A 23,028-nucleotide genomic window follows, 5' to 3' on the forward strand; every position below is an offset into this window, starting at 1 on the left:
CTCCTTCTAAACACAATATCTGTAAACCACACACCTTACAATATCGAAGTACGGCGCTTGTGTCAAGTTTAACATGCCTGCAAGTTTTTCCATGTAATTTATATCACGTTGTGTAATGCGCATTGATCTCAATATACTTCTTCGTTAAATCGCAAGTAAGGACGTTAGCGCTTTTAGTCCCCGACCTTAAATTAATAGTGATAGTTATTTCTTTACGTGCAAGCAGGTTCCGCGCAATTGCCTCTTTTCCTGTGCCAACGCCCCCGCTTACCAGTTTGATTTTATCAAGGTAAATATCCAGTTTGGTCTCGTCCACCTTTGCCCCTGAGTAACCGGCTGCAGCTATTATCCTCCCCCAGTTCGGGTCCCTGCCGTAAATCGCGGTCTTTACAAGCATCGAATCAGCCACTGCCCTGGCAACCTTCTCCGCATCCCCCTCTGTGCCTGCTCCCTTGACAGCGATCTCAACAAGCTTTGTTGCGCCTTCTCCGTCCTGGACTATCATTTTTGAAAGTTCGTATGTCACCTCGTCCAATGCGTTCGCGAATTTTCGGTACAGGGGCGAATTTTTTGTGATCGGTGCATTTTTCAGCAAACCGTTTGCCATAACCATCGCAGTATCATTTGTGCTCATGTCATTATCAATCCTGATCCTGTTGAATGACTTCTGCGCCGCATCTCTCAGCGCTGAATCAAGGGCCTGAGGTTTTATCGCAATGTCTGTCATTATGAAACACAGCATAGTGGCCATGTTCGGGCAGATCATCCCGGCCCCCTTTGCAATGCCTGCTATAGTCCCTGTTTTACCGCCGATGCGTATTTTTCTTGACGATAATTTTGCGAAAGTGTCGGTCGTCATTATTGCTGATGCAACCTGGTCTAATGATGAAGGGGAGAGGCTTCTGACCAATTCAGGTACCGCCTTCTTTATCTTTTCTATTGGAAGCGGCCTGCCTATCACGCCGGTAGAGGATGCGTAGACAAGCGCGGATGAAATTCCGAGTTCCTTTGCAAGACTGTCAATCGTAGCTTTAGCATCTTTGATTCCACGGTTTCCTGTGCAGGCATTTGCGTTGCCGCTGTTAACGATGATTGCCTGTCCTTTTTGGGAGGCAATATGTTTTATGGCGAGCTTCACTGGAGCGGCTTTTATTTTATTGGCTGTAAACACACCCGCCGTCACTGCCGGTGCTTCTGAAAATATCAGGGCAAGGTCATTTGCAGAGGATTTTTTTATTCCTGCCGATATGCCTGCGAATCTGAATCCCGGGATTAGAACTGGAGCTTGTCTCATCAGGGAGACGGCGGGGACGCCATCAGTCCTGCGGTTTCATCAAAGCCATACATAATATTCATATTCTGCACCGCGGCTCCTGAGGCACCTTTTAAAAGGTTGTCAATTGCGCTTACTACTATCAAGGATTGTGTCCGTTTATCGTGAAACACGGACAAGTCACAGAAGTTGGTCCCCTTTACGGCCTTTGTAGTGGGATATACCCCGTTATTCAAGACCCTGACAAACGGCTCGTCTTTATAAAATTCATTGTAGATCTTCTGCACTCCCGACAGGTTTACTTTCTTTTTGAGGCGTAAATAGATAGTGCTTAGGATGCCTCGGTCTATCGGCATGAGGTGAGGCGTAAAGATTATCTTTATTTTCTTCTTCGAGACAGCGCTTAATTCCTGCTCTATTTCCGGGGTGTGGCGATGAGATGTAACCGCATAAGCCTTTACCGATTCGTTTACTTCGCAGAACATAAGCGGCTGCGCGGGGCTTCTACCGGCGCCGGAGGTCCCGGATTTTGAGTCAACGATAACTGAATCAGAGTCTATAAAATCTTTGCCGATCACCGGAGCAAGCCCGAGTATGGCGCTCGTTGGATAGCAGCCGGGGTTGGCAATAATTGAGGCCTTTTTGATTTGCTTCCTGTAAATTTCAGGGAGTCCGTAAACCGCCTTTTTTAATAGGCCCGGGAAATTATGAGAGGTGTTATACCAGTCCTGATACACCTTAATATTTTTTATCCTGTAGTCGGCGGAAAAATCCACCACCTTCTTTCCGGCTTTATGAAGAGCGGCAACCGCCTCCTGCGAGGTCTTGTGCGGCAGGCAGAGAAAAAAAAGGTCCGCCTTCTCCTTCAGGATTTTTAAGTCAAGAGGTTCAAACTTTAAATCGGTGTTTCTTAGGTGGAGGAATGAATCGGCTATTTTTGTCCCGGCTGAACGCTCTGAAGTAACTGCCGTTACTTCAACGTGCGGATGGCTGAGGAGCAATCTCAGGAGTTCCGAACCTGCATATCCGCTCCCTCCCAATATGGCAACTTTTAACATGTCTGGGTTCTGTGCTCTGCGTTCTTTGTTCTGAAAATTATCTCTTAGAGAACTGGAAGCGTGCTCTTGCACCCTTTTGACCGTATTTCTTTCTTTCAACAGCCCTGGGATCTCTTGTCAGAAGGCCTTCTTTTTTAAGTTTTCCCCTGAAATCTGAATTGAGCAGCGTAAGTGCCCTTGATATGCCGTGCCTTATCGCTAAAGCCTGTCCGCTTACACCGCCGCCGTTAACCCTTATAGTGATATCATACTTGCCGACAACCCCGACAATGTTCAACGGCTGCTGTATTATCATCTTCATTGTTTCGTAAGGAAAATAATCATTGAGCGGTTTTTTATTTACGGTAATATTCCCCGGTCCGGGCTTAATGAATACCTGGGCGATTGATGTCTTTCTTCTGCCGGTTGCGTTATATTGTATTTCCGCCATCTCTTTTTAACTCCTTATGTTAATTTAATGTTAATGCCTCAGGTTTTTGTGCCTGATGAGTATGTTCAGCCCCGCCGAATACCTTCAGCTTTGTAAGCTGCTGCCTTCCGAGCCTGTTTTTGGGAAGCATCCCTTTTACCGCTTCCATAACTATCCGTTCTGGAGAATCCTTCATGATTTCCTTAGCGGTCTTCATCTTTATTCCCCCCGGATAACCGGAATGATGGTAGTATGCCTTTTTTTCAAGCTTGTTGCCTGTAAAACGGATCTTGGCTGCATTTACAACAATAACAAAGTCACCGGTATCTGCGTGAGGCGTAAAGATAGGTTTGTTCTTGCCTCTCAGTATGGCCGCTACCCTTGCTGCAAGCCTTCCAACAACCATGCCATCAGCATCAACAAGATGCCATTTTCTTACAACGTCTGTATTCTTTGCAAATAAAGTCTTCATTTTACCTCACAAAAATGCGTAATTTTGACGACATTAAACATAACATGATAATTGATTATGTTTTTAATTGTCAATATGTTGAATTAAAAAATGTTTTTTGTCAGCTTCGGATAAAAACGGTAAGTGACGGGAAGCCCTATACCCTGTCACATGAACGGTTAGTCAGTTTTTCCCAGGTGCCGGCGTCCATTTCATTTATATATTCTTCTATCGAAAAGTTTTTGCCGCATTCCATGCAGCGCAGTTGTACGGACTTTCAGCCTACTTTCAAATTGAGTTTGCCGTTACATTCTTTACATTTCATGTCTCTTCTCCACCTTTGAAATTTGTCAGCCTTAAAAAATCACTACTTAATAATAATATAATCATTCCATAAAAGTGAAGTTATTTTCCACAGTTAACAAAAAACAGGCTGTTCTCAATTTTGTTCCTTTCCTGAACATATTGCAATATTTTTTCTTGATTTTTCTCTAACCAATCTGTTAAAAAGAATAACATCTGTATTTTTTTTTACACGGTAGCTTTACAATTTTATATTTTCTTTAATACTATTCAGATCGCTAATAAATTTATAAAAGAGAGATCCCTATTGGTTGCAAAAGAACATCTCCTTAACAAATTAAACTTGGCGCTATTTAATTATCTTCTTGACCTCCAGGCTTCTAATCTTCGTATATTGTTGCTATCAGAGAGATGACAATGAAAAACAAAACGGTCCTTATCAGCGGCGCAACAAGGGGTATAGGCAGGGCCATAGCGGTTGAATTGGCGGGGGAAGGCGCTAATATCAGTTTTAATTTTCTGAAAAGCGGCAGAGAGGCTGCTGAACTGGAAAATGAGATAAAAAACCTGGGCGTCAACGCTAAGTCATTTCAGGCTGATATAAAAGATTTTCAAGCGGTGAGGTCATGGGTTGATCAAACAAAAGAACTGTTCGGCAGGATCGACATTGTGATTAACAATGCCGGTGTAATTAAAGACAAGGCGCTTGCCCTGATGGAATCTGATGATTGGCGGGAAGTGCTCAATACTAATTTGGAAGGGACGTTCAACCTTACGCGGGCCGCAATCGTGACACTGATGAAACAGAAAAGCGGCGTTATAATTAACATCACATCAGTAAGCGGTATTGTGGGCCTGCCAAGGCAAACCAATTACTCGGCATCCAAGGCCGGGGTAATCGGCTTTACAAAATCTCTTGCAAAAGAGGTCGCCCCTTACAATATCAGGGTCAACGCAGTTGCTCCCGGTTTTGTCGAAACAGATATGCTTAAAGTTCTCACAGAGGAATATAAGGACCAGATATTAAAACAAATACCATTAAGCAGACTGGGCAAGCCTCAGGAAGTGGCAAAGATGGTTAAATTCTTGGTAAGCGATAACGCCGCATATATAACAGGCCAGACAATAGCCATAGACGGCGGAATGAGCATGGTGTAGGAAATGCAAAAAAGGCGGATCGTGATAACGGGGTTAGGTGTAATCGCCCCTAACGGCATCGGCAAAGAAGATTTCTGGTCGGCTTTAAAAGAAGGCCGTTCAGGCATCAGGCCTATCAGCAGATTTGATACCGGAGGGTTCAAGTGTAAATTGGGCGGTGAGATCAACAATTTTAAACCCACATATTTTTTAGGATACAAGGGATTGAAAAACCTTGACAGGACTTCAAGGCTGTTATGCTCCGCCGCAAAATTGGCAATGGAAGACTCCGGATTAAAAATCAACTATGACAATACGGATGATTTCGGTGTCTGCACCGGGACCACTTTATCCTCTCTCTGGAACTTTGCCGAATTTGACAAGGAGGCCATACAGGACGGTCCCCTCTTTACAAATGTCGCGCTCTTCCCCGGCACTGTAATAAACGCCGCTTCAAGCCAGGTCTCGATCAGGTTTAATATCCAGGGATTCAACACAACCGTCTCAACCGGCTTCAGCTCAAGTTTAGACGCGTTAAGATATGCTGTGGATTTTATCAGGCTCGGACGTATCAAGGCGGTCCTGGTGGGAGGCGTAGAAAGCCTTTCCCTGGCAAATTTCCTCGGATTTTACCGTCTGGGTTTTTTTGCGGGCATAAAAGGAGAGGAAGTGTCCTGCCCGTTTGATAAAAGAAGGAACGGGATCATATTAGGCGAAGGCGCTTCCGTCATTGTGGTAGAAGACGAAGAGCATGCTCAAAAAAGAAAGGCAGCTATTTATGCAGAGATTAAAGGCATGGGTAATTGCTTTAGCGCATACAAGATGGGGAAATATGAGCCGGAAGCAAAGGGATTAAAAGAAAGCATGAAAAAGGCCGTCGGCAATTCGGGACTGAACTTTACCGATATTGATTATATAAGCGCATCGGCCAATTCAGTGCCTGAACAGGACCGGTTGGAGACAAAGGCGGTAAAAGATGTTTTCGGCAAATCTGCTTACAATGTCCCCACGACTTCCATCAAATCAATGACAGGGGAGACCTTCAGCGCGAGCGGACTGCTTCAGGTCGCAGCTTCAATGGGAAGCATCGTTAATGGTTTTGTCCCGCCTACGATCAACTACAAAGTGAGAGACAATGATTGCGACCTTGATTATGTTGCGAACAAATCACGGACAGCGAGGGTGAACAACGTGTTAATTAATAATTTCGGGCCTGGCGGGAGCAATGCATCTGTAATTATATCCAGATACCAATAGGAGGTTAAATGTCAAACAACTACGAAGAAGAGATCAGGCAATTAGTCTCGGATATTACCGAGGTCCCGGCGGGAAAGCTTACAGCCGATGCGGACTTTTTTAAGGACTTGAATATTGACTCCTTAAAGGCAATCGAGATAGTCGCTGCATTTGAAAAGAAGTACCGTGTCATTATCCCTGAACAGGACATTCCGAAGATAAGAAATCTCAGGCAGATAGTTGAATATACCAAACAACTTAAAAAATGAAATGGGATTTAGAAAAAATTAAATCCGTCCTGCCGCAGCGGGAGCCGTTTATTTTCATTGATGAGGTAATCGATATTGAAGGCACGGAAAAAGTTGTGGCAACCAAATACGTCAAAGGCACGGAGGGCTTTTTTGAAGGGCATTTCCCCGGCAAACCCATTATGCCAGGGGTCTTAATTATAGAAGCAATGGCACAGGCCTCAATAATTCTTTATTATCTATGTAAACCAGAGATAGCCAAGACAAAACCAGATTATTATTTAGGTAAAGTAAAGGCTGAATTCTTTGCGCCGGTACTCCCTGGTGATAGGCTTATATTAGAGGCTATCAATGTAAAAATTATAAGTGAAGCCGGAGTGGTTGATACTTTAGCTCGAGTTGGTGATAAGATTGTGGCTAAAGCAAACCTTGTGATTAGCATTCAGAGAAGATGAATAACAGGAGGGTCGTAGTCACCGGACTGGGTGTAGTTTCATCCGTAGGCATCGGCAAAGATGCGTTCTGGAACGCCATACTAAACGGCAAATCCGGCATAGGCAAGGTTTCTTCATTTGACACCGGCAATCACAGGTGCCACAATGCCGGAGAGATAAAGAACTTCGTCCCTGAAGAGTTCATCGCCAGGAGAAAAGTCAAATTCTTCGGACGCACTTCTCAATTGGCAATAGCCGCAACCGCTTTGGCTTTTAATGACGCGAAACTGCCGCTCAAATATATTGATAAAAAAAGGACGGGTGTATTTATCGGGACCACAATGGGGGAAAAGCCGCTGGAGGAAGCCATTGATTCATGGTTCATGGAAGGAGCGGACAAAATCAGCAGGGCCAAGATATTGCAGGCTTCGGCCAATAACATATCCGCCAATATCGGCATTTACTTTAAACTCGAAGGGCCGAATTATCTCATCCCCACTGCCTGCGCTGCCGGAAACTACGCGATAGGCTACGGGGCTGATCTAATACGCAGAGGAGACCTGGACTGCGCGATAGCGGGAGGCGCGGACGCGTTCTCCAAACTCGCGTTCACCGGATTTCAGCGCGTATACGCGATGTCTCCTGAGAAATGCCAGCCGTTTGATAAAAACAGAAAAGGTATGCTTGTCGGCGAAGGCGCCGGTATCCTTGTCCTTGAATCTTTAGAGTCTGCATTAAAAAGAGACGCGGACATCTATGCGGAGATCCTCGGCTACGGACTTAGCTGCGACGCTTTCCATATGACGGCATCCGATTCTGACGGGATAGAGAAGGTCATGCTTAAGGCATTAAAAGACGCGGACATCGGCAAAGAAGAAGTTGATTATATAAGCGCGCACGGGACAGGCACGCAGGGCAACGACAGGATCGAATGCGCCGCGATCAGAAAGGTTTTCAAAGAGCAATATAAAACAATCCCTGTCAGTTCAATTAAGTCCATGCTGGGTCATACGATGGGCGCTGCCTCGGCAATCGAGGCGTTAACATGCTGCCTTATTGTTAAAGAAGATATTATCCCGCCGACAATGAATTTTGAGACGCCTGATCCGAAATGTGACATTGACTGTGTCCCTAACAGGGCAAGGAGAAGGAGAGTCAACATTGCCCTGAACAACGGCTTTGCCTTCGGCGGAAATAATTCCTGTTTGGTGATTAAAAAAATGGAGCGAATAAATGTCTGAAAAATATGATGTCATTATAATTGGTGCAGGCATAGGGGGGTTAACAGCCGCAGCTATCTTAGCAAGAAATGGCAAAAAGGTATTAGTATCAGAGAAAAATCCCGTACCAGGAGGATATGCGGTCAATTTTTGTAGAGGAGAATTTGAATTCGATGTATCTTTACATCTAATAAATAACTTAGATCGTAAGGGAGGAATTTCTTATAGTATTTTAGAAGAATGCGGCATTAAAGATAAATTACAAATGCTGTCTCCCAAATATTTATACCGTTCTATTTTCCCTGATTTCGATATCCGTGTTCCTCAGTGCAATCCCAAATCGTACATAAAAATCTTAATAAGCCGATTCCCAAAAGAGAAAGAAGGTATTGAAAAATTATGCGAAGTTATGTCAAGCATTTTCTATAAAGTCGAAGGGTTACAAGGAACGAAAATCTCTACCGCTGATTTTGTATCATATCTATATACCACCTCTCAAGATATGTTAGACAAGTTTATAGAAGATGAAAAATTAAAAGCTCTAATTTTACAATTGTGGCCATATTACGGGTCTCCGCCAACAAAATTGTCTGCGTTTTATTTTTGTTATCCTTGGCATGATTACACCTACATAGGAGGATTTTATCCTGCCGGAGGCGGCAAAACCATCTCCAGTGCATTAGTGGAAGTTATTAAAAAGAATAACGGTGCAATAAAACTTAACAGTAAAGTGGAGCGTATTCTAATAAAAGATAATATCTCCTATGGGATTGAAAACAGTCAAGGCGATGTTATCCAGGGTAAAAGAATTATCTCTAACATCGATGCCCTATCCACATTTCATAATTTAGTCGGCAATAAACACGTTTCAGCAGACTTTATAAAAAAAATAGATGGAATGCAACCGTCGTTATCTGCCTTTGTCGTATATTTAGGATTGAATGAACATTTTAAAAAAGTCAATAAAGAAGATTATATAATATTCATTAATTCATCATACAAAACAGATACACAATTTATTTCTTTTATAGAAAATGACGCCAATAATGTGCCCCTTAGCCTAACACTTTATTCAAACCTTCCGAGCAATATGGCTACAGGAGGGAATAAATATGTAATGACTATTATGACATTAGCCGGATATGATTTCTGGAAAAATATGTCACTGGAAGAATATAAAAAGCATAAGAACAAATTTGCATCCATTTTAATTAAAAGAGCAGAAGAATTTATTCCTAATCTCTCTGCGTACATAGAAAGAATTGAGACAGCATCACCGCTTACTATGGAAAGATATACAGGTAGTTATAAGGGAGCAATATATGGGTGGAGTCAACTTGTTTCACAAAGCGGGTCAAACCGTCTTAAACAGAACACGCCCATTGACCATTTGTATCTATCAGGCGCCTGGACGCAACCAGGTAGCGGCATTAAAGGCGTGATGCGTTCTGGAATGAATACAGCTCATAGAATTTTAAAGGAGACCAAATAAATGTCCCGAAAGGGGAGAGTCGTCATAACCGGAATTGGGCCTTTTTCGTCAATAGGTTTTGGAAAAGAGCAAACATGGCAGTCACTTATTAAAGGCAAAACCGGACTAACAAAAGAGGACTATTTCGTTAACGGAGAAAAGGTGGGCAGCTACTATCAGCATAAAATAACAGGCTTTGATATAAATACATTTGGCATAGATAAAGATATGTTAGAAGATATTAGAAACTGGAAAGGTCAGGGAGAAGCGCTTGACCTATTTTACTTGATGGCAGGGGTAAAGCTTGCTTTGGATGACAGTGGATTAGAATATACATCAAAAGATAATAACAGCAGAGTGGGATTGGTTTTAACACATGAACATCCCGGATCAGACCAATTTTATGAGGATATAATTAATGAATCTTACGAACTATCTCAACAAAATAAATCAAAGAGAGACTATTTTAATACTATCAGTGCAAGGTTTCTAAAAAGAGGTTATGAACTTCAAACATTTATGTTTCTTTTTCATATTGCAAAGACCTTTAATATCCATGGATACTCATTGTTTCTGAATAATGCTTGTGCTTCCGGTTTATATGCAATTGAAGCAGCTTCAGACATTATCAAGAGTGGTAAATGTGATAAAGTAATTGTCGCAGCGGCAGACCACGGAAGCATGTTTAAGTATCTCTGGTTTAAAGAAATGGGAATGTACCCTAAGGATGGTAAAATAAAACCTTTTGATAAAAATCGAGATGGCTTTATTGCCGGAGATGGTGGCGCCGGAATCGTTTTAGAACATTTAGACTCTGCCTTAAAAAGAAAGGCGCACATTTATGCTGAATATATAGGCGGTGGATTTTCCTTAGAGGGTTGGAAAGTAACTATTCCAGATATGTCAAACACTTCTTATGAAATTGCAATATTAGATGCCATAAGAACAAGTAAAATCAGAAAAGAAAAAATAGATTTAATAATGCCACATGGCGTTGGGACAAAGGTTACTGATGCTTATGAAGCTAAAGCAATAGAAGCTATTTTTGGCAAGAATCCTAAAAAACCATTAATTTCAGCGGTCAAGCCATATATTGGTCATAACTTAGGAGGGACAGCACTATTGGAAACTACCATCCTATTAATGACGTTAGAGAATAATGTGGTGCTTCCTACTTTAAATAATATTGAGGTTGATACAAGTTTAAGCATTAATTTAGTAAAGAAAAAAAAGATGACAAAACTAAGGACCGTGATGAAAACAGCATGTGGATTTGCCGGATATAACGCAGCTTGTATTTTCAGGAAAATACGGGAAGCTCGCTTATGATTTTAAATTTTTTCACAACTTCAGGACTTCTGTTAGGAATTACCTGTTCAGTTCTAACTGGTATTCTTCTAATTTACGGGAGGAGCAAGCTCCATCGTCTTTGGACATTATTTAATATATTATCAGCAATCTGGGGATTTTCAATTTTCAATATCGGCATAGCTGCTAATGAAAATCAAGCTCTGCTCGCCTGGAAATTTGCAAATGCCGGCGGAGGTATTCTTGCACCGCTTCTCCTGCATATTGTATATATTTTCTGTGGCAATCAAAAAAGGCATTTAGTTGTCTTTGCTTATATTCAGGTAGTTGTTTTTATAATTCTTGATATTCTTAATTTTGCCACATATCGCTTAAGGTATCTTTTTGACTCATTTTATTATTTGGAGCCAACCGGGATTGTGCTACCACTTTTTTTAAGTTTCTGGGCGGGAATAGTTAGCTATGGACTTTATAAATTAATCGAATTCTATCACAGATCTAAAGGATTTAAACGTAGTCAAGCATTATATTTTTTAATAAGCATGCTTTTCGGATTTATTGGTGGCGGCACACATCTTCTTACAGTGTTTGTCCCATTAGTGTTTGGTATTAATATCTATCCGTTTGGTCAGATAGGCATAGCATTTTATGCATTAATCGCAACCTACGCCATTCTACGCTACAGGCTGCTGGACATTTCTTTAGTATTTAAGAAGACCGCTGCCTACTCGCTCTCCGCCGGACTTCTCACGGGTTTATTTGTCGTGCTCGTTCTTACAGCGACCAACCTGCTTGCAGCCTTCGCAGATGTAAGCTCTCTCAAGATCAGCATCTTTGCCTCTATTGTAATAGCCCTGCTCTTTAACCCTTTAAGAAATAGAATTCAGAAACTGATCGATAAGATGTTCTACAAAAAGTCATATGATTATTTCGCCACGGTGCGGAATGTCAGTCACGAGCTTGCCACCACATTTGAATGCAAAAAAATATACGATCTTGTCGGAGGCACGATTTATTCCGCATTGGGGATAAAAAACCTTTCAATACTGGCTGCCGTTCACGGCGGGGCCTATGATGTTGTTTATTATTCTTCACCCAAAAAGGACAAGGCCAGAAAAAAACCCGATCTTGAGAAAGAAGAAGAAATTAAAATAAACAGATATTCCGGGCTCGTTAAATTTTTCAGGACATCTGACGATATCCTGATAAAAGAGGAGTTGGCGGCATATGAAAAAAATCATGGGATAGACGTGATAGAGCGCGTTAGAAAAGACCTCGACACACTGCACGGCGACGCCGCGGTCCCGGTATTTGTTGATCACAGGCTGGCGCTCCTGGTAATACTCGGGACGAAACTGTCAGGCGATATGTTTACCAATGAAGATATAGACTTACTGAAGACGATCTCCAACCAGACCGCGATCGCGCTTAAGAACGCCAGGCTTTATCAGGACAAGGTCAACTCCGCGAGGCTCGCGTCAATAGGCATGATGTCAGCAACCTTTGCCCATGAAATACGCAATCCCCTGACATCACTCAAGACCTTCGCGCAGTTAATGCCGGAGAAATATAACGACACCGAGTTCAGGGACACCTTCTCGAAAATCGTTGTCGGTGAGATTGAAAAAATTGACGGCCTCATAAGCGACCTGCTCGATTTTTCATCCCGGAAAAAATCCACCCGCATGAACAACTTCGATCTCGCGGAACTTGTAGATGAGGTGGTTGAATATGTAAAGGGCAAACTTGATTTTGAAAAGTCAAAGATCGTTATTGAAAAAAATTATAATGGAAATGCGATCAACATGTCTGGAGACCCCGTAAAGCTGAAGCAGGCCTTCGGCAATATAATATTGAACGGCTGCCAGGCCATGCACGGCGAAGGGGTGCTCCGGGTTGATATAAAAAACGGCAGCAGATTTATTGACGTAACAGTCGAAGACACAGGCGAAGGCATACATTCGGAAGACCTCCCAAAGATATTCGACCCTTTTGTAACAACAAAGGAAATGGGAGTCGGCCTGGGGCTTGCGATCAGCAAGAGGATCGTCGAAGACCATAACGGTAAAATACATGTCAAAAGCCAGCTGGCAAAAGGCACCGCCTTTACTATTTCGCTGCCTGTACAGAATGAGTGAATAATGTATAATAATAAATCTTAAATATTTCGATATTCATCTGCGGTACCGGTTATTAATTTTTTAAAACGCCTGGAAGGCGGAGAACAGATGGAACTTCTTGCACTATTAAGCGGCAGAGACGCTTTTGTTATACCTCAGGTAAAGAATGCTTTAAAACAGTACACTGTTTATCCCCTGAAAACCGTGGAGGAGCTTGAGGACCTGTACGGCAATATACCCCTCAATCTGCTTCTTATCGACACGGTCTCTCACAAGCTGTCCGCCCTTGGGGAATTCTTAGGCAAACTTGACAATGACAGGGTAGTGCTTATCGCGCATGAAAAATTTGACAAGTACACAAAGGAGCAGCTCCCGCGCAGTGTATTTGACTCCCTTGATGACGGCTCAATAAGAACCGAACTTCCCGCAATAGTTGAACGGGCGCTGGAAAGACAGAGATTCCGGAACGAACTGGGTCTATTAAAACAATCATCAAGGGACATAGTCTCTCCGGCGCAGATGCAGGTCTGTAACAGGCAGGAACCGGAGGTGTTTTCCGGCCGTTATGATCCGGTCCCAAGCGGGAGGTATGTCCACGAAAAAGTCATTGTCAATTTCGCCAAGATGCTGACGGCAAGCTTTGACATGCGAAAGCTCTTTAACCACTTTATTGATTCCGTCATGGAGATCGCGCGTGTAAGCAAGATGTCCATCATGCTCAAAGACAAGGATGTATTTCATGTCAAAACACATTACGGGCTTGACCCTTATCTGGCCGACAACCTGCAGCTCAGAAAAGACAGCGCGCTCGCGTCCTGGCTTGCAAAGACCGGAAGGATAATGAGCAAGCCGGCCAATTTTTTTGATTCGGAGTCGGTCAACGTCAAAAGCGACATGGAAATCCTGCAGTGCTCCGTTTCTTTTCCCATGATCCACAAAGGGAAATTAATAGGGATCTTCAATATCGACAACAAAATTACCGAGGAGCCCTTTTACAGGGAAGAACTGGAAATAATTTACGTGCTGTGCAATTATCTCGCAGCCGCCATCAAAGACATCGACCTTTATCACCACATGTGGTATCAGAAGGAATTCACCAATAATATAATTTCGAGCATGAGCAGCGGCATGATCGCAATTGATAAGGACGAAAAGATCACCGTTTTCAATCAACAGGCCGCCGATATCCTCGGCCTCCATCCTTCGGACGTGATAGCCAGGGACCTGAGGGCCCTGCCCTCGCCGCTTGGGGATATCCTGTATGAAACATTGTCCGGAGGAAAAACGTACAGGCGTTATGAGGCGGTCATCAATCCCGCAAGGATCCCTGTCGGGATAAACAGCTACAGGCTCATGGACGAACAGCAAAATCCCGTCGGGGCCGGAATTGTATTTTCCGACCTCTCAGATTCCAAGAAATTAGAGGAGCAGAAAAGCCGGGCTGACAAGCTCAAGGCGGTCAATGACCTCATAGCAAAGATAGCCCATGAAGTCAGAAACCCCCTGACCTCGATACAGACATATACACAACTGCTCAATGAAAAGCATGAAGATGATGAACTGCATAACTTTTATGTCTCTTCCGTAAGCCAGTCGATCAACCGGCTGGACAAGTTAATTGATAAACTTATAACCTTCTCGAACACGCAGGATTACAACCTTAAAAAGGAAGACATAAACGACCTTATCAATGACGCCGCCGATCTTATTCTCAGGAGCCTGCCTCCGACACATAAGATCTCCAAGAACCTGACTGATAAAGTTTTTTACATAAATGCCGATAAAAGACAGTTAGTAAAGGCGATTTATTACATTGTGCAGAGTATTATTGACAAAACGCCGGATGGAGCGCTGATCATGATCAATGCCCGCATCATAATGCAGGATTCCTTCTCCGCTGAGATAACTATAATGTATGAAGGAGACAAGCTCCTCGAAGAAGAACAGAACTTATCAAAACCGCTGTTCGACATTGATAACCTCGATACAGAGCTGAATGTGCCGATAAGCCGCAAGATCATCGACGGCCATGCCGGAAGCCTCGATATAAAGAGCAAGGAAGGGATGAATACCTTTATCATTTCATTGCCGGTCCTGGACAGGAGAGGCTCTGCTGTTTCATTTAAAGGAGGTTATGTTAATGAACAATAGCGAAAGGATCCTTGTCATTGACGACGAACTTGCCCCGAGAGAATCAATTCGGATGGTCCTTAAGGACAGGTACTCTGTATCCACCGCCTCGGGGGCGATTGAGGGATTAAGCATGATGACGGAAAATTCCGTCGACCTCGTCGTGATGGATATAAAGATGCCGAAGATGGACGGCATAACCGCATTGCAGGAGATAAAGAAAAAACATCCTGACACCGAGGTGATCCTGCTGACGGCATATGCCAGCCTTGAAACAGCAAGGGACGCCATACGCTTCGGCGCCTTTGATTACCTGTTAAAGCCGTTTGACAAGGATGATATCCTGATGGTCGTTGAGAAAGGGCTGACTAAAAAGCGTTCAAGCACGGGGTTGAAGATGGAACGAGACATATTATTGGACAGGGCCTCATATCTTGAACAGCAGATAAGCGAAGCGCGGACCAATATCATGATGTGTTATGAAGGCACCGTCAATGCCCTGATCCTTACAATAGACGCCAAAGACCACTACACCTACAACCACTCAAACCGCGTCGCAAAACTGTCATCCGAGATGGCTGAAGTGCTGGGCGTGCCGAAGAAGACAATAAAAGAAATAGAACATGCCGCCTGCATCCACGACATCGGCAAGATCGGCATTGACGAAAACATCCTCAAGAAAAACGGCCGGCTGACAAGTGATGAGTATACGGAAATGAAAAAACATCCGGGCATTGGAGTCAGGATCGTGCAATCCGTTCCTTTCCTTGAAGATGCGATCCCGGTCATTCATTATCATCATGAACGGTATGACGGAAAAGGATATCCTGAGGGGATAAAGGGAGAAAATATACCTCTGGCTGCGAGGATAGTAAATGTCGCCGATGCTATTGACGCGATGATGCGGGCAAGGCCTTACAGGGCCGCTCTTACAGTGGAAAATGTGATGAGTGAGCTGACGAATAACTCCGGGACACAGTTTGATCCCGCCATAGCTGAAATCATATTAAACGGCAGTGTCCCGCTTCTTTAGAGCTTGAACTTAAGCGTGAAGTCCTGATTAATTAAAAACCGATTCCCAGGATTCTTTTCCTTCCCTGACGCAGAAATTACCGGGCGACCCGTTTCTGAGCGCTTCCTCTACCATATTCATAAGTCTCTTATGGTCAAAGGGCTTCATGATAAAACCGAACGCTCCGAGGTTTATGCCTTTTCTTATTGTTTCAAGGGTCGCAAATGCAGTCACAAATATTACCCCGATTCCGGGATGCCTTGTTTTCATCTCCTGCAATGCGGTTATGCCGTCCATCTTCGGCATATTAATATCAAGCAGGACCAGGTCAACGGAATTATTGGCCAGATAATCAAAGGCCTCTTCAGCCCCGCCGGCTGTTGCAACGGAGTACTTGTCTTTCAGGATATAACCGAGGATCTCTCTTAACGCAAACTCGTCATCGACGATAAGTATTTTTGCTTTTTTCTCCATACCATGTCCCTCTCAATATTTAATAATCTTTTATAAAGGCTACGTCTTAGTTACTTAACTCTAACATGTTTCAAACCCGGTGTCACCTGTCCTTTCGTACAGGTACCCCTGATGTTTATTTCAGCCCAAGGACATCCTGCATATCATAAAGACCGGGCGTTTGCTTGTATACCCACAGGGCGGCTTTCAACGCTCCTCTGGCAAAAGTGTCCCTGCTGGAGGCTTTGTGCGTGATCTCGATCCTTTCACCAAGCGTGCCGAAAATGACAGTATGTTCGCCGACAATATCGCCTGCCCTGACCGTCTGAATGCCGATCTCTTTTTTTGTCCTCTCACCTATTAAACCATGCCTTGCGTATACTGCCGACTCCTCCAGGTTTCTGTCAAGCGCGGACGCGATTACCTGGGCCATCTTAATTGCCGTGCCGGATGGGGCGTCTTTTTTCATCCTGTGATGGGCCTCAACGATCTCAACATCATAGTCATCGCCGGTGACTTTTGCAATGTCCGCCAGGACCTTCAGAAGGAGGTTCACCCCGACGCTCATGTTCGGGGCGAGAACGCACGGGACTTTCTGTGCGTATAAACTTACAAAGTCTAATTCATCCCTGCTGAAGCCCGTTGTGCCTATGACTACAGGCACCGGTCTGTCCGAGAGAGACTTCAGGCATTCTATTGTTGCAGATGTGGAAGAAAAATCCACAAGCACGTCAGCCTTCCCTGTGATATTCTTTACGCTGTCGGTGATCTTAATTCCGGAAGCACCAATGCCGATGACCTCCCCGATATCTCTTCCGAGGTCTTTATGCTTTTTATTCTCTAAAGCGCCTGAGATCTTTATGTCCTTGAAATCTCCTGATAGCGCGATAATGCGGCTGCCCATTCTCCCGGCAGCGCCTGATACGATCATGTTAATCATTTCCGTTCTCCTTTTCCGAAGGTGTCTGCCCTGCCTCATCGCTGAGCCTGCCCTCAATCCTGTATTCGTCCGAGGCCCAGGCCCCAAGGTCAATAAGCTTGCACCTCTCAGAACAAAAAGGCCTGAAAGGGTTATCCTGCCATTCAGTCCATTTTTTACAGGTGGGACACTTTATTTTCATATTGTTTCCGTTAGTTACTGAAAGGTTACCCTATTTCTGTCATTCCGACTTGTTCGGAATCGATCTTCGAGAAGGATTCCCGACAAGCGGGAATGACAACGATTCAACTGAGATCTTTTATATCTCTACTGTTCCGTCAAAAACCTTCACTGCGTCGCCCGTCATATGAACGTGACCGTCCTGTGCAGACCAGTCAATGAGGAGCTTGCCTCCGGGAAGGTGCATGGTGACCTTTCTGCCGGTCAGCCCCAATAGCGCTGATGCGACCGCTGAGGCGGAAGCGCCTGTGCCGCACGCCATTGTCTCCCCTGCCCCTCTCTCCCAGACTCTCATCTTTATATTTTTCCTGTTCAGTATCTGTATGAATTCAACATTCGTCCTGTTTGGAAAAAGCCTGTGGTTTTCGATAATGGGGCCATATTGTTCCACCGGAAATTTCCCGACATCTTTAACAACAATCACCGCATGAGGATTGCCCATCGAAACACAAGTGATCTTGAATTCTTTATCCTTCACTTTCAGCGGGTAGTTTGTAATAAGTGACGAGTGACGAGTGACGAGTGACGAGTTCAGTTCTGTCTTCTGTCTTCTGTCTTCTGTCTTCTGTTTTCCGACTTCTGACTTCCGCCTAATTTTCACCGGTATCTTCTCCGCTTCAAGCACCGGCTCCCCCATGTCGACTTCTATAAGGCTGCCGGTCTTTTTCAGGTTCTTGATCCCCGCAACTGTCTCTATTGTAAGCACATCTATGAACGACTTGTGTTGTTGTGTTATTTTGCTGCGCAGAATCTCATGCCATATGTATTGCCCAAGGCACCTTATCCCGTTGCCGCACATCTCAACTTCCGACCCGTCCGCGTTGAATATCCGCATTTTAAAATCAGCTAATTCAGAATGGCCCAGCAGAAGCAACTGATCAGCGCCAATGCCGAACCTCCTGCCGCAGAGTTTTTTTGCAAGCTGCGGGAGTTTCTTTAAATTCAAATTCCTGTTATCAATGACAACGAAGTCATTGCCTAACGAATGCATCTTTGTAAATTGCAGTTTCATTTTAAATACTCCGGCATCTTTATCTCCTTTATTAAATCCTTGTACGTCTCTCTTTCACGGACAACAAAAAACTTATTTCCTTTCACCAGCACTTCAGCGGCGCGTCGCCTGCCATTGTAGTTTGAGCTCATGGAAAAACCGTACGCCCCGGCACTCATGATCGCAAGCAAATCCCCATCGCGGGGATCGTTGATCCTTCTTCCCTTCGCAAAGAAGTCGCCTGACTCGCATATCGGGCCGACCACGTCAACAAGCGTGAGCGGACGGTCATTCTTTGCCACGTGCTGAATGTGATGGTAAGCATCATACAGGCTCGGCCTTATCAGGTCGTTCATTCCGGCGTCAACGATCACGAATTCCTTCTTGTGATGTTTTTTCAGATAAAGGACCTTTGTAACAAGGATCCCGGCGTTCCCGACGATAGACCTGCCCGGTTCAAGGATCAATGTAAAGTCGTGCAGCTTTATCAGCGGCAGTATCGCCTTTGCCAGGTCCTTAGGCTGGGGCAAGTCCTCTTCCATGTTGTAAGGAATTCCAAGACCGCCGCCCATGTCAAGGTATTTAATTTCTATTCCCCGTGTTTTCAACTCCTGCGCAAGCGACAGGACCTTTTTTAACGCGTCAACAAAAGGGGTAATCCTGGTTATCTGGGAGCCTATGTGCTTGTGTATCCCGATGACCTTTATGTTCCTGAGCTTGGCTGCCAAAGTGTAATATTCAACCGCCTTCTGGATCGGGATGCCGAACTTGTGCTTCTTCAATCCCGTTGAAATATACGGATGCGTGGACGCGCTTATGTCGGGATTGACTCTCAGCGCTATCGGCGCCTTCACCCTGAGTTTCCCCGCGATCCTGTCAATGGCTGTCAGCTCGTCGGAGGATTCTATATTGAACATGAGGATGCCGGATTTAAGGGCGAACGCTATTTCCTCCTCGGTCTTGCCGACTCCGGCATAAACAATTTTTTGGGCGGGGACCCCGGCTTTCAAGGCAAAGAAGAGCTCGCCGCCTGAGACGACGTCCGCGCCGCTTCCTGCTTTTGCGAGAAGCCTTAACACTGCAAGGTTTGAATTCGCCTTCAGCGCAAAGCATGTTATATTGGGATAACCGTCAAATGCCTCTTCATAAGCCTTGTAATGGTTAACAAGGGTATCGTGACTATAGATGTAAACAGGCGAGCCTGTAGCTTCAACTATCTTCCTCACAGGAACGTTCTCCGCGTACAGCTCGGACCTTTTGTAATTAAAATAATTCATAATTGTTCAATCTGTCATGCTGAATTTATTTCAGCATCTCTTGTTAGACCCTGAAACAAGTTCAGGGGTGGCATCCTTTATATCTTAATGTCACTTTGAGTTATAATTAATCTGCTTATGGAACTCCTGAAAAAAGTAAAAGAGACAATCAGCAAATACTCAATGCTTTCAGAAGGTGATTGCGTCCTTATCGGGCTTTCCGGAGGTCCTGACTCAGTATGCCTTGCCGTTATTTTAGACAAACTAAAAAAGGATTTCAATCTCTCTCTTTCCGCGGTCTATATAGACCATGGTTTGAGGCCTGATGAGGTTGAGGCTGAGAAGGCGTTTTGCAGGGAATTTTGCGATGGCCTCGGTATCAATTTCTTCTGCAAATCAGTTGATGTGAAGAGTCACATAAGTGATATGGGGCTGAGCAAACAGGAGGCCGCGAGAGAACTTCGTTATAAAATATTCGATGAGATCTCAGGAAAGATAAACGCGGCGAAGATCGCCCTCGGCCACAATGCGGACGATCAGGCAGAGACCCTTTTAATGACGCTCCTGCGTGGCGCAGGGACAAAGGGATTGGCAGGGATCCCGCCGGTGAGAAATATCGCGTTGAGCGTTCAGCGTTCAGCGTTAGGCGTTAAAAAAAATGTATTAATAATCAGGCCGCTGATCGAGATAGAACGTAAGGACATTGAAGAATTTTTTAATTCTGGCCCGTCACCCGTCACCCGTTACCCGTCACCGTCTTTCATGATCGACTCCTCCAACCTCAGGAAAGATTATTTCAGGAACTTGATAAGGCTCACTGTTATACCTGAACTCAAGAAAAAAAACCCGTCGCTTGTGCAGAACATCTGCAGGACCATGGACATCCTGCGCGAGGAAGACAGCTACCTTGAGATCATCGTTACAAAAACGCTTATGAAATTAATAACCAACAAAACCGCCGACACTATAGAACTCTTTCTCGTCCCCCTTGAGACCCTGGAAAAACCGATACTGCGCCGAGTGCTGAGAAGGGCAATTGATGCTACAGAAGGCCTGAGAGGTATCAGTTTTGTACATATTGAGGACATCATCAACCTCATAAAAAAAGGAGCATCCGGAGACAGGATCTACCTGCCGAAAGACATCAGGGTGATCAAGTCGTATGCCACGTTAAAACTGACATCAGCGCCGCCTGTTAAAATAAATACTCACAGCCTCGATGTCCCCGGAGAGCTTGCGTTGAAAGAGGCAGGGGTTGTGATCAAGTCTTCTTTGACGGACAGCGTGGAAGGTTACGGAGACGGAAAATCAAATATTGTTTTCGACGCGGACAAAATTAACTTACCGCTGACTGTAAGACACAGGAAGGAAGGCGACTGTTTCTATCCCGCCGGATTCGGGAAAAGAAAAAAGCTCCAGGATTTTTTCGTGGATGAGAAGATACCGAGAGATAAAAGGGACAGCATTCCAATTGTCCTGTCGGGAAATGATATTGTGTTTGTTGCGGGATACCGGGCGGACGAGAGGTTCAAGGTCACGGAGAAGACAGAAAAATTTTTAAGGCTTATAATATCAAGGATGAAATAATAGTCCACAAAATCCCCCTTTATCCCCCTTTTACAAAGGGGGACTTAAACCCCCTCTTTGGCAAAGAGGGGTTAGGGGAGATTTTACAAAACAACTAATTCAGGAGGTTCTTTTGACAGAGAAAGTTAGGGTACGGTTTGCGCCGAGTCCAACCGGATTCCTTCACATCGGAGGAGCGAGGACGGCGCTTTTTAACTGGCTTTACGCAAGACATAATGGCGGCACTTTTATATTAAGGATTGAAGATACCGACAGGACGCGTTCCACTGATGAATACATCGAGGCGATCATTGAAGGGATGAAATGGCTCGGCCTCGACTGGGACGAGGGACCGTTCAGGCAGACCGACAGATTTGACGTCTATAAAAATTACATTGAAAGACTTGTGCGGGAAGGCAAGGCGTATTATTGCTACTGTTCAGCGGAGGACCTTGAAGAAAGGCGCAAGCTGGCAATGGCCCTGGGCAAGACACCGAAGTATGACGGAAGATGCAGGAACCTGAAAGGGCCTGTTCCGGGTGAAATCCCCGCTGTCAGATTCAAGATGCCGCAGGAAGGGCATACCATTGTTGACGATCTGATAAGGGGAACAGTAGAGTTTGAGAACACGCAGCTCGACGACCTCATCATCATGCGGTCTGACGGCACGCCGACTTATAATTTCACGGTTGTAGTTGATGACGTGGACATGAAGATCACTCACGTTATAAGGGGCGACGACCATTTAAACAACACCCCAAAACAGATACACATTTACAGGGCGCTGGGCTACAAGACCCCGTTGTTCGCCCACCTGCCGATGATCCTGGGCTCCGACAAGACCCGCCTTTCAAAGAGGCACGGCGCGACATCCGTTATTGCGTATTATGAAATGGGATACCTGCCCGACGCGCTTGTGAATTATCTTGTGAGGCTCGGCTGGTCACATGGGGACAAAGAGGTTTTTACGCGGGAGGAACTTACAGAATATTTCTCCTTTGAGAATGTCGGCAAGGCGGCAGCGGTCTTCAATCCCGAAAAACTCCTCTGGCTGAACAGCCAGTATATTATCCATACACCAACTGAAAAACTTGCCGGACTTGTCATCCCGTTCCTTGTTAAAGAAAACATCATAAGTGAAGATCAGGGCCCTGATAAAGAATGGCTCTGCAAAGCGATTGATACTTTAAAGGCGCGCTCAAAGACCCTGGTGGAGCTTGCAAATTCCCTGCGCTACTATATCGCCGAAGAAGTCACATTCAATGAAAAGGCAAAAGAGAAATTCCTGAATGAAAAAAGCCGTGAGTTATTGGCTGAATTAAAAAGCGGCCTCGAATCAGCCCCCGAATTTTCACACCAGGAACTCGAAAAGATATTCAAGGAGATTGTGGAGAAACACGGCGTCAAGCTCAAAGACCTCGCCCAGCCCGTCCGCGTTGCATTAACGGGCGGCACGGAAAGCCCCGGCATATTTGAAGTGCTTGATGTAATCGGCAAAGAAAAGACGATTAGAAGATTGGAAAAGGCAATAAAGGGGTAAGCTGTCAAAAACCACAGAGTGCACAGAGATTATTTTATTAAGTCAGTCCACAGATTGCTCAGATTGCCACAGATTTTTTATAAAAGATTTTTGTGTTCTTTGATTTGTATAATCTGCGAAACCTGCGGACAAAATTATTTTTCTCCTCTGTGGTCTAAAGAAGCCTCAGGATAATGCCGAAATAGTGTCAGACACGTTTAACAAAGACAGGAGAGAAAACAGATTTGTTCAGACTTAATTCAATGAACGAAAT

At 44.5% G+C, this 23,028-nt stretch carries 21 protein-coding genes; 12 read left to right on the forward strand and 9 right to left on the reverse strand.

The features are described from left to right. Window positions 1–103: 103 nt before the first annotated feature. From argJ to rplM, 4 genes are read right to left on the reverse strand one after another with little or no spacing between them, the layout of a single operon-like run. Window positions 104–1,294 carry a bifunctional glutamate N-acetyltransferase/amino-acid acetyltransferase ArgJ gene (gene argJ / locus HZB61_09735; GenBank protein MBI5056880.1) on the reverse strand — a complete coding sequence of 397 codons (1,191 nt, stop codon included), beginning with the start codon at window positions 1,292–1,294 and terminating at the stop codon, window positions 104–106. After that, the gene (locus HZB61_09740) at window positions 1,294–2,331 is read right to left on the reverse strand and encodes an N-acetyl-gamma-glutamyl-phosphate reductase (protein MBI5056881.1); all 1,038 of its coding nucleotides are present in this window, start codon (window positions 2,329–2,331) and stop codon (window positions 1,294–1,296) included. The genes argJ and HZB61_09740 overlap by 1 nt, the downstream gene beginning before the upstream one ends. Window positions 2,332–2,368: 37 nt before the next feature. Then, entirely contained in the window at window positions 2,369–2,761 is a 393-nt protein-coding gene (rpsI, locus tag HZB61_09745; protein MBI5056882.1) for a 30S ribosomal protein S9, read from the reverse strand. Between the two features lie 19 nt (window positions 2,762–2,780). Then, entirely contained in the window at window positions 2,781–3,212 is a 432-nt protein-coding gene (gene rplM, locus HZB61_09750) for a 50S ribosomal protein L13 (GenBank protein MBI5056883.1), read from the reverse strand. A gap of 693 nt (window positions 3,213–3,905) precedes the next feature. On the opposite strand from rplM, the gene fabG reads away from it, so the two are divergent. From fabG to HZB61_09800, 10 genes are all read left to right on the forward strand, one after another. Then, the gene (gene fabG / locus HZB61_09755) at window positions 3,906–4,652 is read left to right on the forward strand and encodes a 3-oxoacyl-[acyl-carrier-protein] reductase (GenBank protein MBI5056884.1); all 747 of its coding nucleotides are present in this window, start codon (window positions 3,906–3,908) and stop codon (window positions 4,650–4,652) included. 3 nt (window positions 4,653–4,655) lie between these two features. Next, window positions 4,656–5,888, forward strand: coding sequence for a beta-ketoacyl-[acyl-carrier-protein] synthase family protein (locus HZB61_09760; GenBank protein MBI5056885.1), 1,233 nt, complete (start codon window positions 4,656–4,658; stop codon window positions 5,886–5,888). 8 nt (window positions 5,889–5,896) lie between these two features. Continuing rightward, on the forward strand, window positions 5,897–6,136 hold the full coding sequence (locus HZB61_09765) for an acyl carrier protein (protein MBI5056886.1): 240 nt from the start codon (window positions 5,897–5,899) through the stop codon (window positions 6,134–6,136). Then, window positions 6,133–6,570, forward strand: coding sequence for a 3-hydroxyacyl-ACP dehydratase FabZ (fabZ, locus tag HZB61_09770; GenBank protein MBI5056887.1), 438 nt, complete (start codon window positions 6,133–6,135; stop codon window positions 6,568–6,570). The genes HZB61_09765 and fabZ overlap by 4 nt, the downstream gene beginning before the upstream one ends. Continuing rightward, a complete protein-coding gene (locus HZB61_09775; protein MBI5056888.1) occupies window positions 6,567–7,790 on the forward strand; it encodes a beta-ketoacyl-[acyl-carrier-protein] synthase family protein in 1,224 nt (407 codons plus the stop codon). Before fabZ ends, HZB61_09775 begins: the two co-directional genes overlap by 4 nt. Then, window positions 7,783–9,261, forward strand: coding sequence for an NAD(P)/FAD-dependent oxidoreductase (locus HZB61_09780; protein MBI5056889.1), 1,479 nt, complete (start codon window positions 7,783–7,785; stop codon window positions 9,259–9,261). Before HZB61_09775 ends, HZB61_09780 begins: the two co-directional genes overlap by 8 nt. Continuing rightward, window positions 9,262–10,569 (forward strand): hypothetical protein, encoded by a 1,308-nt coding sequence (locus HZB61_09785; protein MBI5056890.1) that lies wholly within the window; start codon window positions 9,262–9,264, stop codon window positions 10,567–10,569. Beyond that, a complete protein-coding gene (locus tag HZB61_09790; protein MBI5056891.1) occupies window positions 10,566–12,686 on the forward strand; it encodes a hypothetical protein in 2,121 nt (706 codons plus the stop codon). The genes HZB61_09785 and HZB61_09790 overlap by 4 nt, the downstream gene beginning before the upstream one ends. Before the next feature lie 90 nt (window positions 12,687–12,776). Then, complete coding sequence (locus HZB61_09795) at window positions 12,777–14,819, forward strand: PAS domain-containing protein (GenBank protein MBI5056892.1); 2,043 nt, start codon at window positions 12,777–12,779, stop codon at window positions 14,817–14,819. Further along, window positions 14,809–15,831 carry a response regulator gene (locus tag HZB61_09800; GenBank protein ID MBI5056893.1) on the forward strand — a complete coding sequence of 341 codons (1,023 nt, stop codon included), beginning with the start codon at window positions 14,809–14,811 and terminating at the stop codon, window positions 15,829–15,831. Before HZB61_09795 ends, HZB61_09800 begins: the two co-directional genes overlap by 11 nt. Before the next feature lie 27 nt (window positions 15,832–15,858). Here HZB61_09800 and HZB61_09805 read toward each other — a convergent pair whose 3' ends face one another. From HZB61_09805 to lysA, 5 genes are all read right to left on the reverse strand, one after another. Then, the gene (locus tag HZB61_09805; GenBank protein ID MBI5056894.1) at window positions 15,859–16,284 is read right to left on the reverse strand and encodes a response regulator; all 426 of its coding nucleotides are present in this window, start codon (window positions 16,282–16,284) and stop codon (window positions 15,859–15,861) included. Window positions 16,285–16,399: 115 nt separating this feature from the next. Beyond that, window positions 16,400–17,203 carry a 4-hydroxy-tetrahydrodipicolinate reductase gene (gene dapB / locus HZB61_09810; protein ID MBI5056895.1) on the reverse strand — a complete coding sequence of 268 codons (804 nt, stop codon included), beginning with the start codon at window positions 17,201–17,203 and terminating at the stop codon, window positions 16,400–16,402. Beyond that, window positions 17,196–17,384: a DNA gyrase inhibitor YacG gene (locus HZB61_09815; protein ID MBI5056896.1), complete on the reverse strand. Its 189-nt coding sequence runs from the start codon at window positions 17,382–17,384 to the stop codon at window positions 17,196–17,198. Before HZB61_09815 ends, dapB begins: the two co-directional genes overlap by 8 nt. A 117-nt stretch (window positions 17,385–17,501) precedes the next feature. Beyond that, window positions 17,502–18,428, reverse strand: a complete 927-nt coding sequence (locus HZB61_09820; GenBank protein ID MBI5056897.1) for a diaminopimelate epimerase — start codon at window positions 18,426–18,428, stop codon at window positions 17,502–17,504. Window positions 18,429–18,430: 2 nt separating this feature from the next. Further along, window positions 18,431–19,690 (reverse strand): diaminopimelate decarboxylase, encoded by a 1,260-nt coding sequence (lysA, locus tag HZB61_09825; protein ID MBI5056898.1) that lies wholly within the window; start codon window positions 19,688–19,690, stop codon window positions 18,431–18,433. A gap of 117 nt (window positions 19,691–19,807) precedes the next feature. Between lysA and tilS the strand changes: the two genes are divergently transcribed. Together tilS and gltX are read left to right on the forward strand one after the other, a co-directional pair. Continuing rightward, window positions 19,808–21,256: a tRNA lysidine(34) synthetase TilS gene (tilS, locus tag HZB61_09830; GenBank protein ID MBI5056899.1), complete on the forward strand. Its 1,449-nt coding sequence runs from the start codon at window positions 19,808–19,810 to the stop codon at window positions 21,254–21,256. A gap of 112 nt (window positions 21,257–21,368) precedes the next feature. Next, window positions 21,369–22,775, forward strand: coding sequence for a glutamate--tRNA ligase (gene gltX / locus HZB61_09835; protein MBI5056900.1), 1,407 nt, complete (start codon window positions 21,369–21,371; stop codon window positions 22,773–22,775). Window positions 22,776–23,028 lie beyond the last annotated feature (253 nt).

It is taken from the genome of Nitrospirota bacterium (assembly GCA_016214845.1).
GTDB lineage: Bacteria > Nitrospirota > Thermodesulfovibrionia > UBA6902 > UBA6902 > SURF-23.

Coding starts and splice junctions, on each gene's coding strand:
- argJ (MBI5056880.1), bottom strand. CDS start 1,294: ATGAGACAAGCTCCAGTTCTAATCCCGGGATTCAGATTCGCAGGCATA.
- HZB61_09740 (MBI5056881.1), bottom strand. CDS start 2,331: ATGTTAAAAGTTGCCATATTGGGAGGGAGCGGATATGCAGGTTCGGAA.
- rpsI (MBI5056882.1), bottom strand. CDS start 2,761: ATGGCGGAAATACAATATAACGCAACCGGCAGAAGAAAGACATCAATC.
- rplM (MBI5056883.1), bottom strand. CDS start 3,212: ATGAAGACTTTATTTGCAAAGAATACAGACGTTGTAAGAAAATGGCAT.
- fabG (MBI5056884.1), top strand. CDS start 3,906: ATGACAATGAAAAACAAAACGGTCCTTATCAGCGGCGCAACAAGGGGT.
- HZB61_09760 (MBI5056885.1), top strand. CDS start 4,656: ATGCAAAAAAGGCGGATCGTGATAACGGGGTTAGGTGTAATCGCCCCT.
- HZB61_09765 (MBI5056886.1), top strand. CDS start 5,897: ATGTCAAACAACTACGAAGAAGAGATCAGGCAATTAGTCTCGGATATT.
- fabZ (MBI5056887.1), top strand. CDS start 6,133: ATGAAATGGGATTTAGAAAAAATTAAATCCGTCCTGCCGCAGCGGGAG.
- HZB61_09775 (MBI5056888.1), top strand. CDS start 6,567: ATGAATAACAGGAGGGTCGTAGTCACCGGACTGGGTGTAGTTTCATCC.
- HZB61_09780 (MBI5056889.1), top strand. CDS start 7,783: ATGTCTGAAAAATATGATGTCATTATAATTGGTGCAGGCATAGGGGGG.
- HZB61_09785 (MBI5056890.1), top strand. CDS start 9,262: ATGTCCCGAAAGGGGAGAGTCGTCATAACCGGAATTGGGCCTTTTTCG.
- HZB61_09790 (MBI5056891.1), top strand. CDS start 10,566: ATGATTTTAAATTTTTTCACAACTTCAGGACTTCTGTTAGGAATTACC.
- HZB61_09795 (MBI5056892.1), top strand. CDS start 12,777: ATGGAACTTCTTGCACTATTAAGCGGCAGAGACGCTTTTGTTATACCT.
- HZB61_09800 (MBI5056893.1), top strand. CDS start 14,809: ATGAACAATAGCGAAAGGATCCTTGTCATTGACGACGAACTTGCCCCG.
- HZB61_09805 (MBI5056894.1), bottom strand. CDS start 16,284: ATGGAGAAAAAAGCAAAAATACTTATCGTCGATGACGAGTTTGCGTTA.
- dapB (MBI5056895.1), bottom strand. CDS start 17,203: ATGATTAACATGATCGTATCAGGCGCTGCCGGGAGAATGGGCAGCCGC.
- HZB61_09815 (MBI5056896.1), bottom strand. CDS start 17,384: ATGAAAATAAAGTGTCCCACCTGTAAAAAATGGACTGAATGGCAGGAT.
- lysA (MBI5056898.1), bottom strand. CDS start 19,690: ATGAATTATTTTAATTACAAAAGGTCCGAGCTGTACGCGGAGAACGTT.
- tilS (MBI5056899.1), top strand. CDS start 19,808: ATGGAACTCCTGAAAAAAGTAAAAGAGACAATCAGCAAATACTCAATG.